Source organism: Desulfobulbaceae bacterium DB1, from assembly GCA_001914235.1.
In the GTDB taxonomy this organism is placed as follows: Bacteria; Desulfobacterota; Desulfobulbia; order Desulfobulbales; family SURF-16; genus DB1.
On sequence record MQUF01000003.1, the window covers coordinates 536,427 to 555,331 of the forward strand.

Annotated in this window: 21 protein-coding genes; 8 read left to right on the top strand and 13 right to left on the bottom strand. The window is 53.1% G+C overall.

The features are described 5' to 3' along the window. Positions 1-60: 60 nt before the first annotated feature. Positions 61-1,029: an RNA polymerase subunit sigma-70 gene (locus tag BM485_04840; protein ID OKY76557.1), complete on the bottom strand. Its 969-nt coding sequence runs from the start codon at positions 1,027-1,029 to the stop codon at positions 61-63. A gap of 180 nt (positions 1,030-1,209) precedes the next feature. On the opposite strand from BM485_04840, the gene BM485_04845 reads away from it, so the two are divergent. Further along, the gene (locus BM485_04845; GenBank protein ID OKY76558.1) at positions 1,210-3,012 is read left to right on the top strand and encodes an elongation factor 4; all 1,803 of its coding nucleotides are present in this window, start codon (positions 1,210-1,212) and stop codon (positions 3,010-3,012) included. A gap of 240 nt (positions 3,013-3,252) precedes the next feature. Here the strand turns inward: BM485_04845 and BM485_04850 are convergent, their stop codons facing one another. The 5 genes from BM485_04850 to BM485_04870 form a co-directional block, all read right to left on the bottom strand. Beyond that, positions 3,253-3,477 (bottom strand): hypothetical protein, encoded by a 225-nt coding sequence (locus BM485_04850; GenBank protein ID OKY76559.1) that lies wholly within the window; start codon positions 3,475-3,477, stop codon positions 3,253-3,255. Between the two features lie 185 nt (positions 3,478-3,662). Beyond that, positions 3,663-4,250 (bottom strand): GTP-binding protein, encoded by a 588-nt coding sequence (locus BM485_04855; protein ID OKY76560.1) that lies wholly within the window; start codon positions 4,248-4,250, stop codon positions 3,663-3,665. A gap of 1 nt (position 4,251) precedes the next feature. Further along, complete coding sequence (locus tag BM485_04860) at positions 4,252-5,124, bottom strand: ATP phosphoribosyltransferase (protein ID OKY76561.1); 873 nt, start codon at positions 5,122-5,124, stop codon at positions 4,252-4,254. Further along, positions 5,121-5,498 carry a phosphoribosyl-AMP cyclohydrolase gene (locus BM485_04865; GenBank protein OKY76562.1) on the bottom strand — a complete coding sequence of 126 codons (378 nt, stop codon included), beginning with the start codon at positions 5,496-5,498 and terminating at the stop codon, positions 5,121-5,123. Before BM485_04865 ends, BM485_04860 begins: the two co-directional genes overlap by 4 nt. Further along, positions 5,479-5,658, bottom strand: coding sequence for a hypothetical protein (locus tag BM485_04870; protein OKY76634.1), 180 nt, complete (start codon positions 5,656-5,658; stop codon positions 5,479-5,481). The genes BM485_04865 and BM485_04870 overlap by 20 nt, the downstream gene beginning before the upstream one ends. Positions 5,659-5,939: 281 nt before the next feature. On the opposite strand from BM485_04870, the gene BM485_04875 reads away from it, so the two are divergent. Next, positions 5,940-6,992, top strand: a complete 1,053-nt coding sequence (locus tag BM485_04875) for a hypothetical protein (GenBank protein OKY76563.1) — start codon at positions 5,940-5,942, stop codon at positions 6,990-6,992. Between the two features lie 157 nt (positions 6,993-7,149). Here the strand turns inward: BM485_04875 and BM485_04880 are convergent, their stop codons facing one another. The 5 genes from BM485_04880 to BM485_04900 all read right to left on the bottom strand — a co-directional run bounded on the left by BM485_04880 (position 7,150) and on the right by BM485_04900 (position 11,273). Next, positions 7,150-9,174 (bottom strand): hypothetical protein, encoded by a 2,025-nt coding sequence (locus tag BM485_04880; protein ID OKY76564.1) that lies wholly within the window; start codon positions 9,172-9,174, stop codon positions 7,150-7,152. Between the two features lie 164 nt (positions 9,175-9,338). After that, positions 9,339-9,980 carry a hypothetical protein gene (locus BM485_04885; GenBank protein OKY76565.1) on the bottom strand — a complete coding sequence of 214 codons (642 nt, stop codon included), beginning with the start codon at positions 9,978-9,980 and terminating at the stop codon, positions 9,339-9,341. Between the two features lie 104 nt (positions 9,981-10,084). Continuing rightward, complete coding sequence (locus BM485_04890) at positions 10,085-10,426, bottom strand: hypothetical protein (GenBank protein OKY76566.1); 342 nt, start codon at positions 10,424-10,426, stop codon at positions 10,085-10,087. Continuing rightward, positions 10,399-10,881 (bottom strand): hypothetical protein, encoded by a 483-nt coding sequence (locus BM485_04895; protein OKY76567.1) that lies wholly within the window; start codon positions 10,879-10,881, stop codon positions 10,399-10,401. The genes BM485_04890 and BM485_04895 overlap by 28 nt, the downstream gene beginning before the upstream one ends. Positions 10,882-10,901: 20 nt before the next feature. Next, the gene (locus BM485_04900) at positions 10,902-11,273 is read right to left on the bottom strand and encodes a hypothetical protein (GenBank protein OKY76568.1); all 372 of its coding nucleotides are present in this window, start codon (positions 11,271-11,273) and stop codon (positions 10,902-10,904) included. A gap of 246 nt (positions 11,274-11,519) precedes the next feature. On the opposite strand from BM485_04900, the gene BM485_04905 reads away from it, so the two are divergent. The 4 genes from BM485_04905 to BM485_04920 all read left to right on the top strand — a co-directional run bounded on the left by BM485_04905 (position 11,520) and on the right by BM485_04920 (position 15,619). Next, complete coding sequence (locus BM485_04905; GenBank protein OKY76635.1) at positions 11,520-12,599, top strand: hypothetical protein; 1,080 nt, start codon at positions 11,520-11,522, stop codon at positions 12,597-12,599. 130 nt (positions 12,600-12,729) lie between these two features. Then, on the top strand, positions 12,730-14,205 hold the full coding sequence (locus BM485_04910) for a hypothetical protein (protein OKY76569.1): 1,476 nt from the start codon (positions 12,730-12,732) through the stop codon (positions 14,203-14,205). A gap of 28 nt (positions 14,206-14,233) precedes the next feature. After that, entirely contained in the window at positions 14,234-14,740 is a 507-nt protein-coding gene (locus tag BM485_04915; GenBank protein OKY76570.1) for a hypothetical protein, read from the top strand. 27 nt (positions 14,741-14,767) lie between these two features. Then, positions 14,768-15,619: a bifunctional hydroxymethylpyrimidine kinase/phosphomethylpyrimidine kinase gene (locus BM485_04920; protein ID OKY76571.1), complete on the top strand. Its 852-nt coding sequence runs from the start codon at positions 14,768-14,770 to the stop codon at positions 15,617-15,619. A gap of 59 nt (positions 15,620-15,678) precedes the next feature. Here the strand turns inward: BM485_04920 and BM485_04925 are convergent, their stop codons facing one another. Both BM485_04925 and BM485_04930 read right to left on the bottom strand, forming a co-directional pair. Beyond that, positions 15,679-15,882, bottom strand: coding sequence for a hypothetical protein (locus BM485_04925; GenBank protein ID OKY76572.1), 204 nt, complete (start codon positions 15,880-15,882; stop codon positions 15,679-15,681). A gap of 8 nt (positions 15,883-15,890) precedes the next feature. Further along, complete coding sequence (locus BM485_04930; protein OKY76573.1) at positions 15,891-16,973, bottom strand: hypothetical protein; 1,083 nt, start codon at positions 16,971-16,973, stop codon at positions 15,891-15,893. Between the two features lie 169 nt (positions 16,974-17,142). Between BM485_04930 and BM485_04935 the strand changes: the two genes are divergently transcribed. Further along, positions 17,143-17,916 carry a type III pantothenate kinase gene (locus BM485_04935; protein OKY76574.1) on the top strand — a complete coding sequence of 258 codons (774 nt, stop codon included), beginning with the start codon at positions 17,143-17,145 and terminating at the stop codon, positions 17,914-17,916. After that, the gene (locus tag BM485_04940) at positions 17,900-18,829 is read left to right on the top strand and encodes a hypothetical protein (GenBank protein OKY76575.1); all 930 of its coding nucleotides are present in this window, start codon (positions 17,900-17,902) and stop codon (positions 18,827-18,829) included. The genes BM485_04935 and BM485_04940 overlap by 17 nt, the downstream gene beginning before the upstream one ends. Positions 18,830-18,905 lie beyond the last annotated feature (76 nt).

The window sequence follows — 18,905 nt, forward strand, 5'->3', positions numbered from 1 at the left end:
TTACATCTCAAGGGCAAAACAGCCGTTCCTGTCTCCTGAATTCTGATTTCCTTTCCTGCGTTACACCTGCCACTGCTTATCGACATGATCGAGAAAAAAGCCGATATCGGGCACTTCCTGTTCAAGGTACTTCTTCATCTTCTTGAGCAGATTCGCCTCGATCTGCCGCACTCGCTCCCGAGAGATACCGAACTGATCCGCTATGTCCTGCAGGGTGAGAGGCTCATCACTGAGCAGACGGGCGGCCAGAATGGTCTGCTCCTTTTCATTCAGGGTATCCTGCAGCTTATCGAGAATCTCGCCCATACGTTCCTTGATCTCAATATCCGCCACCGTCTCCTCGACGGAAGGCCCGGTCGCCGGCAGAAAACTCTTCTGCTCATCATCGGAATCCTCCCGCACCGGACTTTCCAGCGACACATCCCAGTTATCCATCCGCTGGGACATTTCGATGACTTCGCTTTCCTTCACCCCCAGCCTTTCCGCCAGCAGCTTTGTTTCCGGCTTGAACCCCTGGGATTCCAGCAGTTTTTTTTCCTTGTTGAGACTGAAAAAAAGTTTACGCTGGGCCTGGGTGGTGCCGATTTTTACCAGCCGCCAGTTATCCATGATAAATTTCAGGATATAGGCCCGGATCCAGTAGGCGGCATAATAGGAAAACTTGACGCCGCGGTAGGGGTCGAATTTTTTTACCGCCTGCACCAGTCCGACATTGCCTTCCTGAATAAGATCAAGAAAATTCTGCATCCAGTATTTCTGAAAATCCATCGCCACCTTGACCACAAGCCGCAGGTTGGCCGTCACCAGCTGATACGCGGCTTCCGGGTCCTGGGTTTCGTGAAAACGCTTGGCGAGTTCTTCCGTTTCTTCCCGGGTAAGAAGCCGGTGCTGGTTGATTTCCTGCAGATATCGATGCAGGCCGGGGTGACTGAGAGCAGGCAGGTGCTTGTCATCCGGCAGGGCCAGCAGGGGATGGAAGGTTTGCTCCTCATCCTCAAAAGAGTTGTTTATATCCGTTTCTTCTGTCATGATTCTCTTTATAGACTGAATGGAAGGCTTCCGTTTCTTTCTTGACAAGCAGAAGCCGCCACTATATATCCACCTATTTTAGCAGATTGTCCACCTTTCTCCACGAAACTTATATTCAAAACAACTTATTGTACTTCATTATAGTCAATTCCGCCAGAAAAACGAGGTAGCGACCCACCAATGCAGCAAAAAAATATACGCAATTTCAGCATCATTGCCCATATCGACCATGGCAAATCAACCCTTGCCGATCGACTCATCCAGAAATGCGGGATGGTCACCGATCGCGAATTCAAGGACCAGCTGCTCGACAACATGGACATCGAACGAGAACGGGGCATCACCATTAAGAGCCAGACCATCTGCCTCCCCTATAAGGCCAGGGACGGACAGGAATACAGCCTTAATCTGGTCGACACCCCCGGGCATGTCGACTTCAGCTACGAGGTATCCCGAGCCCTTTCCTCCTGTGAAGGCGCCCTGCTCTTAATCGACGCGGCCCAGGGCATTGAGGCGCAAACCCTGGCCAACCTTTACCTGGCCATGGAAAACGATCTGGAAATTATTCCCGTGATCAACAAGATTGATCTCCCCTCCGCCGACCCGGATGCCGTGGCCATACAGATCGAGGAAGACCTGGGACTTGACGGCGCAGCGATCCGAAAGTGCTCGGCCAAAACCGGCGAAGGGGTCGACGAAATACTTGAAGCCATTGTCACCCTGCTGCCCGCTCCGGAAGGTGACCCGGATGCGCCGCTCCAGGCCCTTATTTTTGATGCCCATTATGATTCATTCCGCGGCACCATCATCTCCTGCAGAATTATCAACGGCAGGATCAAGGCCGGCGACACCATCCTCTTCATGTCAAACAAGGCGGCCTACCGAGTGGACGAGGTCGGCCTCTTCCACCTTGAACGTTTACCTCAGAAGGAACTGCGGGCGGGTCAGGTAGGATATATCCTGGCAGGAATCAAAACCGTGAGCGACACCAGGCCGGGCGACACCATCACCCTGAAAGACAATCCCTGCGCCGAACCGCTGCCCGGCTTCAAGGAAATCCAGCAGGTCGTCTTTTCTTCCATCTACCCCATTACCACGGATGACTATGAAAACCTGGCCGCAGCCATGGAAAAACTCACCTTAAACGATGCCTCGCTCTCCTACCAGAAGGATTCATCTTCAGCCCTCGGCTTCGGCTTCCGCTGCGGCTTTCTCGGCCTGCTCCACCTGGAGGTCATCCAGGAACGGCTGGAAAGGGAATTCGACATCCCGCTTATTCTCACCGTCCCTTCGGTCTGTTACCATTTCTACCTGCAGGACGGCACCATGAAGGAGGTGGACAACCCCACATATTTCCCCGACCCGGGCTCCATTACCCGCACCGAAGAGCCTTTTATCAAGGCAACCATTCACATTCCGGAACGCTACATGGGCGCCGTTATGACCTTGTGCATGGAGCGCAGGGGAGAAAACACCCATTACCATTACCCCATGCCGGGCAGAATCGAATTCACCTGTGAACTGCCCCTGGCCGAGGTTATCTATGATTTTTACGACCGGCTCAAATCAATTACCCAGGGGTACGGCTCCTTTGACTATGCGCTGATCGATTACCGGCCCAGCGATCTCACCAAACTTGATATCCTGGTCAACGGTGAAAGGGTGGATGCCCTTTCCCAACTCGTCCATCGCACCAAGGCGCGCGAAAGGGCGCTGCACGCCTGCGAAAGACTGAAGGAGGAAATCCCGCGCCAGATGTTCAAGATCGCCATCCAGGGTGCTATCGGCGGCACCGTCATTGCCCGTGAAACCATTTCCGCCCTGCGTAAAGACGTCACGGCGAAATGTTACGGCGGTGACATCTCCAGAAAACGAAAACTGCTGGAAAAGCAGAAGGCCGGCAAAAAACGAATGAAAACCGTGGGCAATGTGGATATTCCCCAAAGCGCATTTCTGGCGGTGCTGAAATCAGACGAGCGATAACCGGTGCAGCATCGCCTTAAGCGGCGGATGCCGGAGGAAAGCCTGAGAGAAAATGGGGGGGAAGAAAAAAACAGCGGCCACGCCTGCGGCGAGCCGAGGATGGGCAGAAAACCGGCCGTCTCCGCATGCGGCTCCAGGATGGAGCGGCGGCCGGAGAAGGGAAGAAACTGAAGGAAGTCGTACAAAGCGCACGCAGGTGTCAGCCGATCTCGGCTGACACCTGCGTGCGCCTGTTAAAATTTATTTCAGATTATGACATTTTTCCATGAGAAGACAGACCCCTTTTTTCTGCAAAATCTCCTCGATTTCTTCCCGGCTGAGCACGCTGTTCTGATGTTGACTGAGATACACCAGGCAGTCCGAACAGACATTTAAGGCAGACCTGTAATCATCCAGTTCATCGGCCACCTCCCAGCAGGCCTTGCCATTTTCACGCGCGGAACACCTTTCATTGTCACATTGCATGATATTCCAGCAACTGACTTTAGAATCTGACGACATACTCTCCACCTCTGTAAACACAAACTGTCCAAGCATTGTCACCTCTCCTCCAAAAAGTTACTCTTCATTGGGTCCAGCCGATCATCAGTTGTTATGTCATTTTTCCATCAACGGTCGTATCCTTTCCATAAACCGACAATAAACCACTATCAGGCAAACTGTTCAAGTCTGGAAATAAGATTTTCCCTTCCTTCTCCTGTTTTTGCGGAAAACAGCACCCGGTCGTCTTGCCCGATACCGAATCCGGCATCAAGGATGGCGGCCTGCTGCGCCTTTTTATTGCCGGTCAGCTTATCCTGTTTGGTGTAGACCAGCAGCAACGGGATATTTTCACTTTTCAGCCAGGTAACCAGTTCAAGATCCCGGCTTTTGACCTCATGCCGGATATCAATGATCACCACAACACAAAGAAGCGTCGGGCGATTGAGGATATAGGATGCAATCAGCCCCTTCCAGTCATTCTGCACCTTGCGGGGAACCTTGGCAAAACCGTAGCCCGGAAGATCGACCAGATACAGCCTTTCGCCGGCGGTAAAAAAATTCAGGCTCTGGGTCTTGCCCGGCTGGGAACTGACCTTGACCAGATTCCGACGATTCAGGAGACGGTTGATCAGGCTCGATTTGCCGACATTGGAGCGCCCGGCAAAGGCGATCTCGGCAAAATCCGCGGGCGGCAACTGGGATGTATTATAGACACTCTTGACAAAAAAAGCCTCGACGTCCTGGAAAAGGGCCATCTCAGATAACCTTGTTCAAGGCGTATTCGATAATACCTTCCGCTCCGGCCTTCAGCAGTTTCGGCACCAGATCCCGCACCTGATGCTCGGAAATAACGGTTTCAACCGAGAACCACTTCGTATTGTAGAGCGGCGCCACAGTAGGGCCTTTCATGCTGGGCAGCATGCCGATCACCGCCTCCAGTTGTTCCTCCGGCACGTTCATCTTGAGGCCGACGATATTGTCCGCCCGCAGGGCTCCCTGGAGCAGCATGGCGATATTTTCGATTTTTTCCCTTTTCCACGGGTCGGTCCAGGCTTGCTTATTGACAATCAGTTGGGTATTGGAACTCATCAGCTCATGGATGATCTTCAGACCGTGGGCACGGATGGTGGATTCGGTTTCCGTCACCTCGACAATGGCATCGGCAAGCCCGGATACCACTTTCGCCTCGGTGGCGCCCCAGGAAAATTCAATTTCCACATTGATGTTTTTCGAGGCAAAAAAACGCCTGGTATAACTGACCAGTTCGGTGGCGATCTTTTTGTCCTTAAGATCCTCGATGGTCTTGATATCGGAATCACCCGGCACGGCGATGACCCATCTGGTCGGTTTCCGGCTGACCTTGGAATAGACCAGGTCTTCCACCACAACAACATCGGACTCGTTTTCAAGAATCCAGTCCTTGCCGGTGATGCCGGCATCGAGAATACCTGCTTCAATATAGCGGGACATCTCCTGGGGCCGACAGATGGAACAGGAAAGCTCCGGATCATCAATCTCGGGAAAATAATTACGGGAAGAAAGCTTGATCTGCCAGCCGGACTTGGCAAACAGTTCAATGGTGGCCTTTTCCAGGCTGCCTTTGGGAATGCCCAATTTCAATTGATTCATTTTTTATATACCTCCCGGGGATTAAACACGGGTTCACCCATGACAATGAAATCATCCCCCTGTAAACGTCTGAAAAAACAGCTGCGATATCCTTTATGACAGGCCGCGCCACCCAACTGTTCAACCTTGTAGATGACCGTATCCTCGTCGCAGTCGACCAGGATTTCCTTGACAAGCTGCACATGCCCGGATGATTCACCCTTCAACCACAATTTATTGCGCGACCGGCTCCAGTAATGGGCCTTGCCGCTGGCAACCGTTTCCGCAAAGGCCTGGGCATTGATGTAAGCCAGCATCAGCACTTCACCCGTCTGAAAATCCTGGGCGATTACCGGCAAGAGCCCCCCGCCTTTTTCAAATTTGAGTTTCAGCATTTTCTTCTTCCTGTTTCCGCCGGCGTTCTTCCCGCTCGTTTTCCTTTTCCACAAAATGGATCATGCATGAAGTCCTGAAACGGCAGTATTCCACCGGATGCGAACAACGCGCCTGGTCGGAATCAACTTTTTCTTTGTATTTCTCACACAACAAATCCACAATATCACCCGGCCACGTCCTGAAAAAGGGCAACGGCTCCATTCCGGAAAAAACTGGTATTAAGCACAAAAACCTCTCTTTGTAAAGGGTTTGGCTGGACCTGCGCTAAGTCATCAAAGTATGCGGATCAGAAACTTTTGTCAAGCTCGCAACGAATGAATATCCATACGCACCCGCAGACAGCAGAGGAGCAAGACGAGCTGATCCTCAAAATCGGTAATAGAACCGATTCATTCATTTCGCTTGAATTTCACTCCGGCCGTTGATAAATTAAAAACACTATGAATGAAATCCAATCACGCCACCAAATCCTCCTGGTTGATGACGAAAAGATCATCTGCGATACCTTCTCCCGACTGTTGAATTACGCGGGCTATGAATGCCGGACAGCCCACAATGGCCGGGAGGCTCTCACGCTTCTTGCAGAGCAGGAATTTTCCCTGATGCTGTCCGACATCAACATGCCGGAGATGAGCGGCATCGAACTGCTCGAGAGTGCGCGGAAGAACTTTCCCGAACTGGCAGTGCTCATGATAAGCGGGGTAGACGACCGGGAAATCGCCATCAACTGTCTTGAAATGGGCGCATTCGGCTATATCATCAAACCGGTGCAGATGAACGAACTGGTCATCAATGTGGCCAATGCCCTCCATCGACGGGAACTGGAAATCGACAACAACAGATATAATCAGCAACTGGAGGAACTGGTTGCCGAGCGAACTCTTGAATTGCACCTGGCGCGGGAAGAAACCATCATGACCCTCGGCAAGGCGGCGGAGTTCCGCGACAATGAAACGGCCCAGCACACCATGCGCATGAGCCATTACTGCCGGCTGCTGGCAAGGAAATCAGGGCTGCTTGAAAAGGAATGCGAAAAGATCCGGCTGGCAAGCCCCCTGCACGATATCGGCAAAATCGGTATCTCAGACACCATCCTGCTCAAACCGGGCCGCCTGACCGACGAAGAGTTTCGCACTATCCAGCTTCATCCGGAAATCGGCTACCGCATTCTTGCCGACGCAAAATCAGAACTGCTCCGCCTGGGAGCCTCCATCGCCTATACCCATCATGAAAAATATGACGGATCCGGTTATCCGAGAAAACTAAAAGGAAAGGATATCCCGATTGAGGGAAGAATTGCCGCCATCTGCGACGTCTTTGACGCCCTCACCACCAACCGGGTTTACAAAGACGCCATTCCGGTCGACAAGGCAGTCGATATCCTCGTCGAGGGCCGAGGAAAACACTTTGACCCCGAATTACTGGACATCTTTCTGAATAACATGGATGAGATCCTGCGCATCCGGGAGGCATGCGCCGATCCGGAACAGTAAGCATATCTGCAAAAAGATGAAGTCGCAAAATGTCTGTTTTTTCACCGCAGAGCACACGAAGGACACAGAGTTTTCAGTTACAAGAAGTTCGCTCTGTGCACTCCGTGGTAAACTTCTGATTTTCTCGGGATAATCAAACAAAAACCGGGCGGCAAACTCAAGAAGAAATCCTGAATTTTTCCACCAGCTCCTGCAGACTGGCGGCAAGCTCGACAAGTTCGCTGGTTGACTCGCTGATCTTCCGCAGCTCGGCGCCTCCGGCCTGGATCTCCTGATCAATGCGCCGGATATTTTCCCGCACCTGCGCCGCCTCGGAAGAAACAAGATGAATGGCTTCGGCAACATGCTTGACACCGGAGTGGGATTGCGACACCTTGCTGGTTATTTCACTGTTCATCCGGCTCTGGCTTTCCACCGAAGAGGAAATGGTGCTTGATGAGGCATGCGCCTTCTGCACGATTTCCGCCACATCGGCAATGGCCTTCACCGCCTCCTGGGTATTTTTCTGCACATCGGTAATCTGAACGGCAATCCGATTTGCCGCCTGGGCGCTCTGCTGGGCCAGCTCTTTCACCTCGCCGGCCACCACGGCAAAACCCTTGCCCGCTTCACCTGCCCGCGCCGCCTCGATGGTGGCATTCAGCGCCAGCAGCTTGGTCTGCTCGGTGATGTCGTGAATGACCTTGGTAATCTCGCCGATTTCTTCCGTGCCCGCATGCAATTTTTCCATGGACAGCCGCGCCTGCTCAGACATATCGAGAGCCGACTCGGTGATGGTCGCCCCTTGGCGGGCATGATTGCCTATTTCGCCGACCGCCGAGGACATCTGCTGGGATGATTCCACCACCATTTCCATGTCGCGCAGCATGTCGCCGGCAATCAACGAGGCCTGTTCAACCTGGAGGTTCATCTCGCTTGTCGCGTCATTTACCTTGGCCGAATTGGCAATCATGCCGTCGGAACTGGTGGCCAACTGGTTGACGATATCGGTCAATTGATCCGATGAATTGTTAAGCCGGGCGGAATTGGCTTGAATCTGCCGGATCATGCCGGCCAGATTTTCCACCATGCGACTCAAGGAATTGCCGAGCAGATCATGCTCGGAATAGACATTGACCTCCCGGGTGAGATCACCCTCGGCAATGGCCTGAGCAAGTTCCGCCCGTTTCCGCAGGCCGACGATCATCAGATCCATGCTTCTGCCCAGATCGCCCACCTCATCATTCTGCTTCAGATTCAAATTTTCCCGCACATCACCCTGCGCCACCCGGTCGGCCATGGAAACGCAGGAGAGAATCGGCTTGATGATCGACACCGCAACAGTTACGGACAAAACAATGCTTATGACAATTCCCGCCAACCCGACAATACCCATCACCAGGGCGGCGGAATCAATCTGCTTCAGGGTCTGTTGCTTGATCAGGGCCATCTTCTCCTGACTGGAACGGATATGATCCGCCTGAAAGACGCGCAGGGCATTCAGGGTTTCTTCCAGGGCCTGGGTGCTGTCATCGCGCAGTTTCAGGGAAACGGCACTGTAGCCGGCCCAGATGTCAGAGTAATCCTCCAGGCTGTATTTCAGATCCTGCCCCACCCCCTGCACCGCCTGCTCAAATGTTTTTTCTATTTCATCCTTTGCTTTCGGATCAGGGCTTTTCATGTCCGCACTGACCAGATCGATAAATGCCAGTATTTCCTGGGTCTTTTCCGGTGTGATGGACGAGGTCAGACCGCTGCGGATCTCCTTGATCAGGTCGAGAGAACTCTTCTGCTGCTTGGCAAGGGCGTCAAAACGAACACCGGCTGCATCAATGAGCTGCGCCAGCCGGTCAAGGGCCGTCATCACTTTTTTTTCAGCGGCAATGGTTTCAAGCGCCTTCAGCTCGGCAATGGTTGCCTTTGCCTCTTGCTTGTCCGCCTCCTGGGCAAAATAAAAATAGCGGCTCGCAGTCTGCTGGGTCTGACCGATCAGCACGGTGAGCCTGGTTTCCGAGTTCAGGGTCTTTTCCGAACTGGTGATGATTTCCGAAACCGTGCCGCCGAGGGAATGAAAATTCCTGAAACTCAAGGCGGCGATGCCCACCAGAAAACAGATAATGATAAACGACGGGATAAGAATTTTCAGTTTCAATGAACAGTTACAGCGAAATGAAAATCTTCGTGATTTCTTTTCTTTCTTCATTCGTTAAACTCCACCGGCAAAATGGGTAAAATCAGCATCTCCACCACAAAGTGGAGCAAATATTCCCGTCATTTTCTTTTTATTCCCGCGGCCACGAAAAAAAAAGACCGTTCACGCACTCGACATGAACGGTCTTTCATAGCGGAATCATGCTGCCGCACAAATCAGAAACGGCAATCCATCAACAGATAGTAGTTGCTGAGTTCGGCATCGGTTTCCTGGGGCTGGCCCAGATGGGAGCCGCTGCCGGTGTAATCGTAGTTGATCATGGTATAACCAACCCGGAAAAAGAGATTTTCATTGACCGGCTGGATGTAATAGAGCTCATAGGCATCGCCCCGGGTGGCCAGTTTGTTGAACATCTCGGTGCTGGCCATGGTCATGCTCATCCAGTATTTGGAGCCGTGGTTGTACTCAAAGCCGATTTTCGGATTCTTGAGCGGCGTATAGGGCACGGTGTAGCGCACACCTGCGTAAATACTGGAACCGGAACGGTCGTCCTCGCCGTCGGGGGACAGGAGACCCATGGTCACGGTCCCCGGAGGCGCGGCAAATACCGCAGAGTAATCAACCGATTCGCCGGCGCCATCCGTCCTGTTACCCGCCCAGGAGAGGAAAAGATCAAAATTCGACTCCAGCAGGCTGGAGGCCTGCAGATGGACGCCGTAGAGATCCATATCACCCAGGCTCACCGGGGCGTCCTCCCCCAGGAAGGAGCTGGGGAGATCGGTCATGTGAGCGTAACTGAGCACCACCAGGCTGTTTTTCAGCCCCGGGATCTCGCTTTCGAGAAAGGTGGCGTACATGTCGGTGTCACCGGCGTTGTCATCGTCAAAAAAGGAGAAATTGGACGAATCATCGTCATCGGAATGATAGCCCTTGCCGTAGGCAAACCGCCAGCCCGAATTTTTCAGGCCGGTATAGCGTTCAAGCCCCAGGGTGACGACAATGCCGTCGTTTTCCGCGTCAAAGAGCAGCGACGGAAGGTGGACTGGCGCTGCCGGTTTTCCTTGTATTCCACCGGCGGGCCCTCGGTGGACGGGTGACGGCCGATGGTAACGGCGATGGGCAGGATGAAATCCGGCACCCAGTCGATATAGGCGCGGTCAAGCTTCACCCCGCTGGTACCCGGCCGGTGGGCGCGGTTCATGTCGTTATAGAGGGACGTTGTGGTGATATCGGAATCACCCCAGTTCTTGTAGACGGTCATCCGGCCGTGGAAACTCAAGGTCGGGTTGATTTTGGCATCCATATTGAGGCGGACGCGGTTGGTCCAGTTATTGTCGTCATATTTTCTTCTTCACCCGGGATAACCAATACCGGACAGCCTGCAGTGCTGCGAATCATGGCGTCCACCGCCGACAAATCGGACAGCTTGTAATTATTCACCTTGGTGCGCAGCTCAGCGCCCCAGTTGATCCGGTCCTGCAGCGCCTTGGTTTCCACCACGTCCAGAGTGTCATAAATAGTATTGACGTCCCCTGCCAGCTTGTCGTATTCCTCGCGGGATACAGCCGAAACAGGCGCGGCAGCGGGCGCGGCCGGTTTTTCCTCCAGCATGTCAACTCGTTTCTGCAGAGCGTCAAGCTTCTGCAGAATGGCATTATAGGTTTCTGAGGGCAGGGTAACGGTATCTCCGGTTCCACCGGCACATACCGTTCCGGTCCATAACAGCAGCGCCCCGGCGGTCAGTAAGCATTTTTTCATCTCTTTATCTCCCTTCACTTTTACTTTGGAATTGCGGCTGTTTCAGGACGGTCACTGTCGGCGGCGAATTGCTTCAGATATGCGACAACACTGGCCAGCTCGTCGGGAGCCAACGCTCCGGACAAATCGACACTGTGCCGGTTTCTGTCGAAAAATTTCTCCCGGACCACGGCAGCCTTGTCAGCCGGATTCACCGGTGCGGCCTGTCCCCCTTTTTGATGACAGGCGCCGCATTTCTGCCGGAAAAACGCGCCGCCGTCAGCAGAGGCGATGCTTGCGGCCATTGCCGTTGCCAGCAGCAGACAGCAAAAAATTCTCCATTTCATTTTCCCCCCCTTTCTCTGTTTGTTCATGAAAATCGCATCTCGTTGATGCAAATCACTTTTTGCCATGCGCCCACATTGATGCATCTCACCCGCCGAGCACCAGGCAATCCCCTTAAATGACAAACAATTTTTATCATTTTTTCATGGCAGATTGAGCCTCTTTCAAAATGACGAGACGCGCCACACAAAAGATATTATCGCGTAACATATTGAAATAATTGAACTTCACGGCGTTTTCTGGTATTGTTTTGTAACCAGCAAAACAGAACACAGGAGAACGCCGTGAAGCTCACCGACAAAATATCATGGTTGATGGGGTATGTCCAAAGAAGTCTGTTTCCCCATCTGAACAAATGTTTGCAAGCTCCGCTCACCGCGCAGGAGGAACGCCTGGTGTCTATTCTGGAGATTATCCAGGTTGAGCAACACGTACCAAGGAACATACGTCGATATCAGTATCCCGGGCGCAAGCCTCTTGACCGACAGGCTTGCGCCCGAGCATTCGTGGCAAAGGCGCTCTACCGATATCCGACGACCAGCGACCTGCGTCGGGCTCTGCAATCAGCAGGGAATCTGCGGCAGATATGCGGATTTGCCACTTCCAATGCTATCCCGTCGGAGCCTACCTTGTCGCGGGCCTTTGCCGAATTTGCCGCCGGCAGTCTTGGTGGGCGGGTCCATGATGCACTGGTGAAGGAATACCTTGGCGAAGAGCTTGTCGGACACATCAGCCGGGACTCCACGGCCATTGCCGGACGTGAGAAAGCGGCGAAGAAGGTGGCCAGGGAGCCGAAGAAGCCTCGCAAGAGGGGGCGTCCCGCCAAAGGCGAGCAACGGACGCCGGCCATCGAGAAGCGGCTTGACCGTCAGGTCCGCCAGAGTGCCGAGGAAGCCATTGGTGAGTTGCCGGTTGCCTGTGATCGTGGCACCAAGAAGGACGCCAAGGGGTACAAAATATCATGGAACGGTTTCAAGCTGCATCTGGACATCAACGATATCGGCCTGCCAATCAGTGCCCTTGTAACCTCTGCTTCGCTGCATGACAGCCAGGTAGCGATTCCGCTGATCAAGTTGACCAGCGGAAAGGTGACCTATCTCTACGATTTGATGGATGCAGCCTACGATGCCAAGCGGATCGAGGAGACCAGCCGGAAGTTCGGCCATGTTCCAATCACAGATAAGAATGGCCGCGGCCAAGAGGTTGTCCCCATGGCACCGCACGAGGCAGAGCGCTATAAAATCCGGTCCAGCGCGGAACGGGCAAACAGCCGATTGAAAGAAGACTTCGGCGCTAACAATGTCATGGTCAAGGGACACTGCAAGGTGACCCAGCACTTGATGTTCGGGGTCATCACCCTGTTTGCGGATCAGCTCCTACGCCTGATCGGATAGATTGTCAAAGATCAAATTGTGGACAGCCTTGTAGGCTGTTCATTTTGAAAGAGGCTCAGATTATGTTATATATAGCACCGAAGTAACTTGTCAAACCTTTGCCTCATTTTTTTAGCAGGTTAAAAAAACAGTGCCGGAAAAAGCAGCAGATACCATAAATTTTCTCAAAATCCTTTTCCATCAATGCCGAACCGAGGCGGAGAGCGTCCTGCGGGGTGACCGGATCGTCACCCCCTGGGCCGCTGTGGATATCGAGAAATACAACCCCATGCTCACCGCCCTGCAAATCAACTCCTGGCAGGTCGCCACGGCAGCACAAAATATTCATAAAAACGCAAAAACACTATTGCAGGACGGGAAAAAATGGGAAAACATTCTGAGTAACCTGGAGGCTGATATCCGTCTCACCAACAGACCGGAACAGGATGCGTCCCGGGAAGCACTCCACCTGAAACATAACTGCCGGGAGCTGCTCCACTTGCTCACAATCCTGCGTCAACAAAAAGCCGTTCTGATCGAGGCAGCCGAAATTATCCTCAAGCATCTTTCCCTGGCCAACCTGCTGAACGTGGCGAGTGCCGTGGTTGACACGTCGAAAAAAAATAATGAAATCTTCAATGAAGGACTCCGGGTTTTCCGCCTGGTAACCGACAACAGGGAATTGATGGCAAGCGATCTCAACATCCATCGCCTGACAATAAAAGCGGAAAAACTTGAGGCCGCGTTGCAGGAAATACAATTGCCCGGCATACCCGAACTTGCCAAGGTCGTTCTCCAGTGCCAAATCGACATCTGTCATTCCGCCATCAACGAAATTCACCTTTACCTCGGCAGCATCAGCCGCACCCTGGTTCCGGAGATGCGGAAAATCAAGGAAATCGAGGAAGAGCTGCATCACGTGCACGATAAATCTATACCGGAGACGCTGGAAGCACTGGATCGCAATGCCGGAAAATTACGTCGCCACATCGGCGAATTTGAATACAAATCCCAGTTCATCAAGGACGCACGGGTCATCTCGATCCTTCTGGAAAATCTTGCGGTCTTCATTGACGTTTTCCGGGATTCGTACCTCCCTCATCTTGCAGGAAAAATCGACAAGTCCGGTTCATCCCTTAATCCATACATGTTTGCCGAGGAAACGACATCGAGTTATTTCCATGGGCTGAAAGGGCTCTTCCGGCTGATCAGACTTCTTTTTTTCAGCAGGTGCAAAAACGGGCCGGTGAACGAACAGACCCTGACGGCAAAAATATCCATTGCCCTGACAAGCTGCCCTTATTACTATTGCAAGGATGAAAAGCAGGCGGCAAAAATCGCGGACTTCATCGATTCATTGATTGACGGATACGAGAAGCCCTATCCCCATGACGATTTTTTTCAACTGATCAAAAATGCCATTGAGGCATACGGATCGCTGATCGAAAAAAATTTTTCACACTTTGAAACGGGCGACAAAACCGCGGCGCAGGATGAGACCGGCGGCACGGCGGCAACCTCGGCGCTCGGCGGGTTACCGCTTGGCCGCCTGATCGGCAAAATCGAGGTGCGCACCGTGCAGCTCAACTCCCTGCAGCCCCAGAACACGTCACCCACTGCAAAGTGACAGACAAAAAAAGGAGATCAAGAAAACCATGAAAACAGCTGAACCCGGAGATTTTGTTACGGTCATGTATGACGGCTTGCTGGAAAACGGCGAAGTCTTTGAAACATCGCGGGATACCGGCCCCCTCGAGTTTCAGATCGGCACCGCAAGCGTGCTGGAAAGTTTTGAAAAGGCGGTGATCGGCATGGCTGCCGAAGAAAGCAGGGAAATCGCATTAATGCCGGAAGAGGCTTACGGCTTGCACCTGCCGGAACTCGTTCATACCGTTAATCGTTCCTGCTGGGACAAAAAGGCCGACATCAGGCCGGGCGTGGTGGTCGGCATGAATATGGAAAAAGACGGCGAGACCCATCAGGTTCCGGCCATGATTACCGATGTTGCCGCCGACAAGGTGACCATCGACTTCAACCACCCCCTGGCCGGGCAACATATCACCTACAAGATAACCCTGAAAAAAATCAGCAACGCGCCGGCAGAAGAACCTGCTGCCTCCGGCGGCTGCGGGTGCTCTTCCGGCTGCGGCTGCTCTTCCTGAACAGGAATCAACCAACCGGGTCGAGCCATGTCTGTTCCCGCCATACAAATTCCCGCCGCGCTGTCCATCGCCGGCTCCGATCCTTCCGGTGGCGCCGGCATCCAGGCGGACATCAAGACCTTCGCCATACTCGGTGTTTATTGCGGTGCGGCCATTACGGCGCTCACCACCCAGAATACCCTCGGCGTCTCTTCCTATATGCCCTTGCCTCCTGACTTTGTCAAAAAGCAGGTTCAGGATGTGCTGGATGATCTGCGGGTGACCCATATCAAGATCGGCATGGTCGGCAGTGCCGGCATTGCCGACGCCCTCTGCGAAATTCTCCGGGATTTTCAAGGAGAAATTATCTATGACCCTGTTTCCGGCTCCTCCGCCGGGGACTCGCTGGTGATGGAGAAAAATTATGCGGCGATAAAAAGATTGGCCGGTCATTGCACGGTGCTGACCCCCAACATCGGAGAACTGGAAATACTCTCCGGTTGCCGCTGCAGGGACCAAAATCGTGCGATTGAGGCGGCCAAAACCCTTTTCTCCCTCTATCCTCGATTGAAGGCGGTCTGCCTGACAGGAGGGCATCTCAATATGAAAAGCGAGATCGTCACCGACTTCCTCATTCAGCCCGCAGCCGGGACAAGAAAAAAAGAGCCCCCCCCCCTGCTCATCCAGACCGCCCATCATCCAAGGATCAGCTCAAACAATACGCACGGCACCGGCTGCAGCTTCGCCTCCGCCTTTACCGCCTATCTTCTGAAAACAAACAACCTCTCCACGTCGTTTACCAGGGCTTCTTCATTTCTCGACAGATTGATCAGCAAAAGCGCGGGCCACCATATCGGCCATGGCACAGGCCCGTTGCTGCATCATCTGATGATACGTTGAGGGAGTCGGGAGAAAGGAGAAAGTATAGCTGGAAATCAGTTATGCCGGCTGCAAAACAATCAATAGGTCATGCGCACCCGGCCGCAGTCAGGACACACCCAGGTTGGACCGTTGCTGATCCCCCAGAGATTTTCCGCAAAACAACTGTCGCAGATCTGGAAGCCGCAGGGACAATTACGGCAGTAAGGGAATTTTTTTTTGCAGCAGTGACAGACGTAATCGCCCTTCCCGGGACGCCGACGGGCCGGCTTCTTCTCGTCCATGAAAAACCTTACTCACGTATTCCTTCGATTTCACGGAGGGGCAGTTTAACGACAAAAGTTGCGCCGCTGCCCGGTTCACCTTCAACATGAATGGTGCCGTTGTGATAATGGAGGATATAACGACAGATTGCCAGGCTGATCCCCTGGCCCTTTTGATGGTGGGCAACGTCTTTAATGGCAAATTCGTCGAATATCTGCTCCCGCATGGACGGTTCCACCCCTTCCCCCTCGTCTGTCACACTGACTATCAGCATGCCGTTCTCGCTTCGACTTGTAACGGTAATGGTGCCGTTTCTCGGTGAAAACTTATAGGCATTTTCAATAACCATACGGAAAACATTAATCAGCAGAGGCCAATCCGCCTGCAGGATGATCGCGTCATCAAAATCGGTTATTACCCGTATCTCATCATCCTGATGATCTTCAACAAGGTTATTAATCACATTGGCCAGCATACCGGTCACCGGCTCAGGATTATAATGCAGTTCAATTCCGGCTTTCAGCTTGCAGAGCAGCACCGCGTTTTTCATGAATTGAAAAAGCTGCTGCCCCGACTTGGCGATCAACACGGCCAGCTCCCTGCCTTCCTCGGACAGCGATGGATCATTGGCCAGCAGTTCGGCGCAGCCGATAATGCCGCTGACCGGTGTTCTGGTTTCATGGGTGATCAGGGTGAGCAGATCGCCTTTGACCTGATCCACCTCCTCTTTGTTTTTCAGTTGCGCAAAAACCCGAACCTTGGCCAGCAGTTCCTCATTGTCAAAAGGCTTTGCGATATAGTCATCCGCGCCGGCCTCATAGCCGCGCAATCGCTCATTAACCCGGGCATGACCGGAAACCATAATGATTTTCGTGAATCGGTACTGGTCATCCGATCTGATTTTCCTGCACACTTCATAACCGTCCATGCCGGGGAGCTGAATATCGAGAAGAATAAGGTCCGGTTTGAAGGCCGACAGAATATCCAAGGCTTTTTCTCCGGAATCAACCGATTCGATGATATAGTTACCCACCGTCCCGAGAAGATCCTGAATGTAAAACAGGATAATGGGCTCATCATCGACGATTAAAATTTTATTTTGAACCTTCACGCGTCTCTCTTCGTCTCAGATATCAGGGCGGCAAGGGACGATGCCGTCTCAAAACGGGAACCAGAACCATCTTTTCCGTGCGCCATGGCGCTTAATTCGGTTATACTATTCCACAATTCATTCGATGTAAAAAGAATTTTTCCAAAGAATTTCAACAAAGGGAAAAACAATGCTGCTTGCGGTTGACGTGGGAAACACCCACATGGTTCTGGGTCTTTTCCAGGGGGAGAAACTGCGCTGCGACTGGCGCATTCAAACCAGTCGCGGCACCACGGTTGATGAACTGGCCGCTCGGCTTCATGGCCTTTTCCAGCTGAGAAATCTCCATTTTGAACAAGTCACCGGGCTTATCATCGGTTCGGTGGTGCCGCCCCTGGAAACGATCTGGAGCGGACTGGCCCGCAAATATCTGAGCTGCGAGGCCATGCAGGTCAAAGGCAAAAACCTTGACACCGGCGTGGCGGTGGTCACCGATAATCCGGACGAGGTGGGGGCGGACAGGATCATCAACTCGGCGGCGGCATTTGCCCGCTACAAAAAACCGCTTATCATTGTCGATTTCGGCACCGCCATCACCCTTGACTGTGTTTCTTCCCGGGGAGAGTATATCGGCGGTGCCATTGCCCCTGGCCTGGGAATTTCGTTTGACGCCCTGATCAACCAGACCTCAAAACTGCCGCGGATCAATATCAGCATCGCGCCGGAAAAACCCATCGGCACCAACACGGAAACGGCCTTGCGCTCCGGCCTGCTCTATGGTTTCGGCGGCCTGGTGGAAGGTCTTGTCCTGCAGATGATGCACCAGTTTGCCCCGCTTACCCCAAAGGTGATTGCAACCGGGGGGATGGCAGGTGTCATCGCCCCGTATGCCCCCAGCATCGAATCGGTTGAACCCATGCTCACCCTTGAAGGCCTGCGGATTATCCATGAACGCAACAGCTGACCCCCCCCCGATTTTGCTGCCTCCCACCCTTTGCAAAGGAGACACCATCGGCCTGGTGGCCCCGGGCGGCGCCTGGAACGAAAAAGATTGTGCCAGGGGGATACAGCTGCTTGCCGACTTTGGTTTTCATGTAAAGATTCTGCGAAATCTGGATGCAAAAGAGCATTACCTGGCCGGTACGGACCACCATCGGCACACCGTTTTCAATCAGGTCTGGCGCGATCCGGAAGTAAAAGCGGTCATGGCGGTGCGGGGTGGGTACGGCTCCCTGCGTATCCTGGCGGACATCGATTACGACCTGATCCGTGCCAACCCGAAAATATTCGTCGGCTTCAGCGATATCACCTCCCTGCACCAGGCAATTGCCAAAAAAACAGGGCTGATCACCTTCCACGGACCCATGGTCACCACGCTCCCCAAAAGCGACAAAGAGTCTGTTCAATCATTTTTCACCACCCTCACCCGTGGTTTTCCCGAACCCATTGCCTCCCGCCCGGTTGAAATAATCAAACCGGGGCATGGACGGGGACCGCTCATCGGCGGCAATCTGACCACGGCCGTGCATCTCATCGCCACTGCCTTTGAGACATCATGGCGGGACAGAATTGTTTTTTTGGAGGATATCGGCGAAGCGCCCTACCGGATCGACCGCATGCTCACCCACCTGAAAATGGCGGGCAGGTTTGCCGGGATAAATGGTCTTCTGCTCGGCTCGTTTACCGACTGCGGCGACGAGGAAATGATATGGACCAGGGTACGGGAACTCTTCAGCGATGAGACATTTCCCATCTGGGCGAACTTCCCCATCGGCCACGGTGCCGGCAACAGGATCGTGCCCTTGGGCATCGAAACGGTCATGGATCCCTCATCGGCGGTTCTCACCTTCACCGGACCATGCTGCCGAACGGTTTAGCCGTCCGGCAATAAGGTGGTTTGGTTTTCCCGCCCCTGGAATGCACAACCGAACATACCGACACAAAAACAAAATG

Coding starts and splice junctions, on each gene's coding strand:
- BM485_04840 (OKY76557.1), bottom strand. CDS start 1,029: ATGACAGAAGAAACGGATATAAACAACTCTTTTGAGGATGAGGAGCAA.
- BM485_04845 (OKY76558.1), top strand. CDS start 1,210: ATGCAGCAAAAAAATATACGCAATTTCAGCATCATTGCCCATATCGAC.
- BM485_04850 (OKY76559.1), bottom strand. CDS start 3,477: ATGCAATGTGACAATGAAAGGTGTTCCGCGCGTGAAAATGGCAAGGCC.
- BM485_04855 (OKY76560.1), bottom strand. CDS start 4,250: ATGGCCCTTTTCCAGGACGTCGAGGCTTTTTTTGTCAAGAGTGTCTAT.
- BM485_04860 (OKY76561.1), bottom strand. CDS start 5,124: ATGAATCAATTGAAATTGGGCATTCCCAAAGGCAGCCTGGAAAAGGCC.
- BM485_04865 (OKY76562.1), bottom strand. CDS start 5,498: ATGCTGAAACTCAAATTTGAAAAAGGCGGGGGGCTCTTGCCGGTAATC.
- BM485_04875 (OKY76563.1), top strand. CDS start 5,940: ATGAATGAAATCCAATCACGCCACCAAATCCTCCTGGTTGATGACGAA.
- BM485_04880 (OKY76564.1), bottom strand. CDS start 9,174: ATGAAGAAAGAAAAGAAATCACGAAGATTTTCATTTCGCTGTAACTGT.
- BM485_04885 (OKY76565.1), bottom strand. CDS start 9,980: ATGTACGCCACCTTTCTCGAAAGCGAGATCCCGGGGCTGAAAAACAGC.
- BM485_04890 (OKY76566.1), bottom strand. CDS start 10,426: ATGGATGCCAAAATCAACCCGACCTTGAGTTTCCACGGCCGGATGACC.
- BM485_04895 (OKY76567.1), bottom strand. CDS start 10,881: ATGAAAAAATGCTTACTGACCGCCGGGGCGCTGCTGTTATGGACCGGA.
- BM485_04900 (OKY76568.1), bottom strand. CDS start 11,273: ATGGCAAAAAGTGATTTGCATCAACGAGATGCGATTTTCATGAACAAA.
- BM485_04905 (OKY76635.1), top strand. CDS start 11,520: ATGGGGTATGTCCAAAGAAGTCTGTTTCCCCATCTGAACAAATGTTTG.
- BM485_04915 (OKY76570.1), top strand. CDS start 14,234: ATGAAAACAGCTGAACCCGGAGATTTTGTTACGGTCATGTATGACGGC.
- BM485_04920 (OKY76571.1), top strand. CDS start 14,768: ATGTCTGTTCCCGCCATACAAATTCCCGCCGCGCTGTCCATCGCCGGC.
- BM485_04925 (OKY76572.1), bottom strand. CDS start 15,882: ATGGACGAGAAGAAGCCGGCCCGTCGGCGTCCCGGGAAGGGCGATTAC.
- BM485_04935 (OKY76574.1), top strand. CDS start 17,143: ATGCTGCTTGCGGTTGACGTGGGAAACACCCACATGGTTCTGGGTCTT.
- BM485_04940 (OKY76575.1), top strand. CDS start 17,900: ATGAACGCAACAGCTGACCCCCCCCCGATTTTGCTGCCTCCCACCCTT.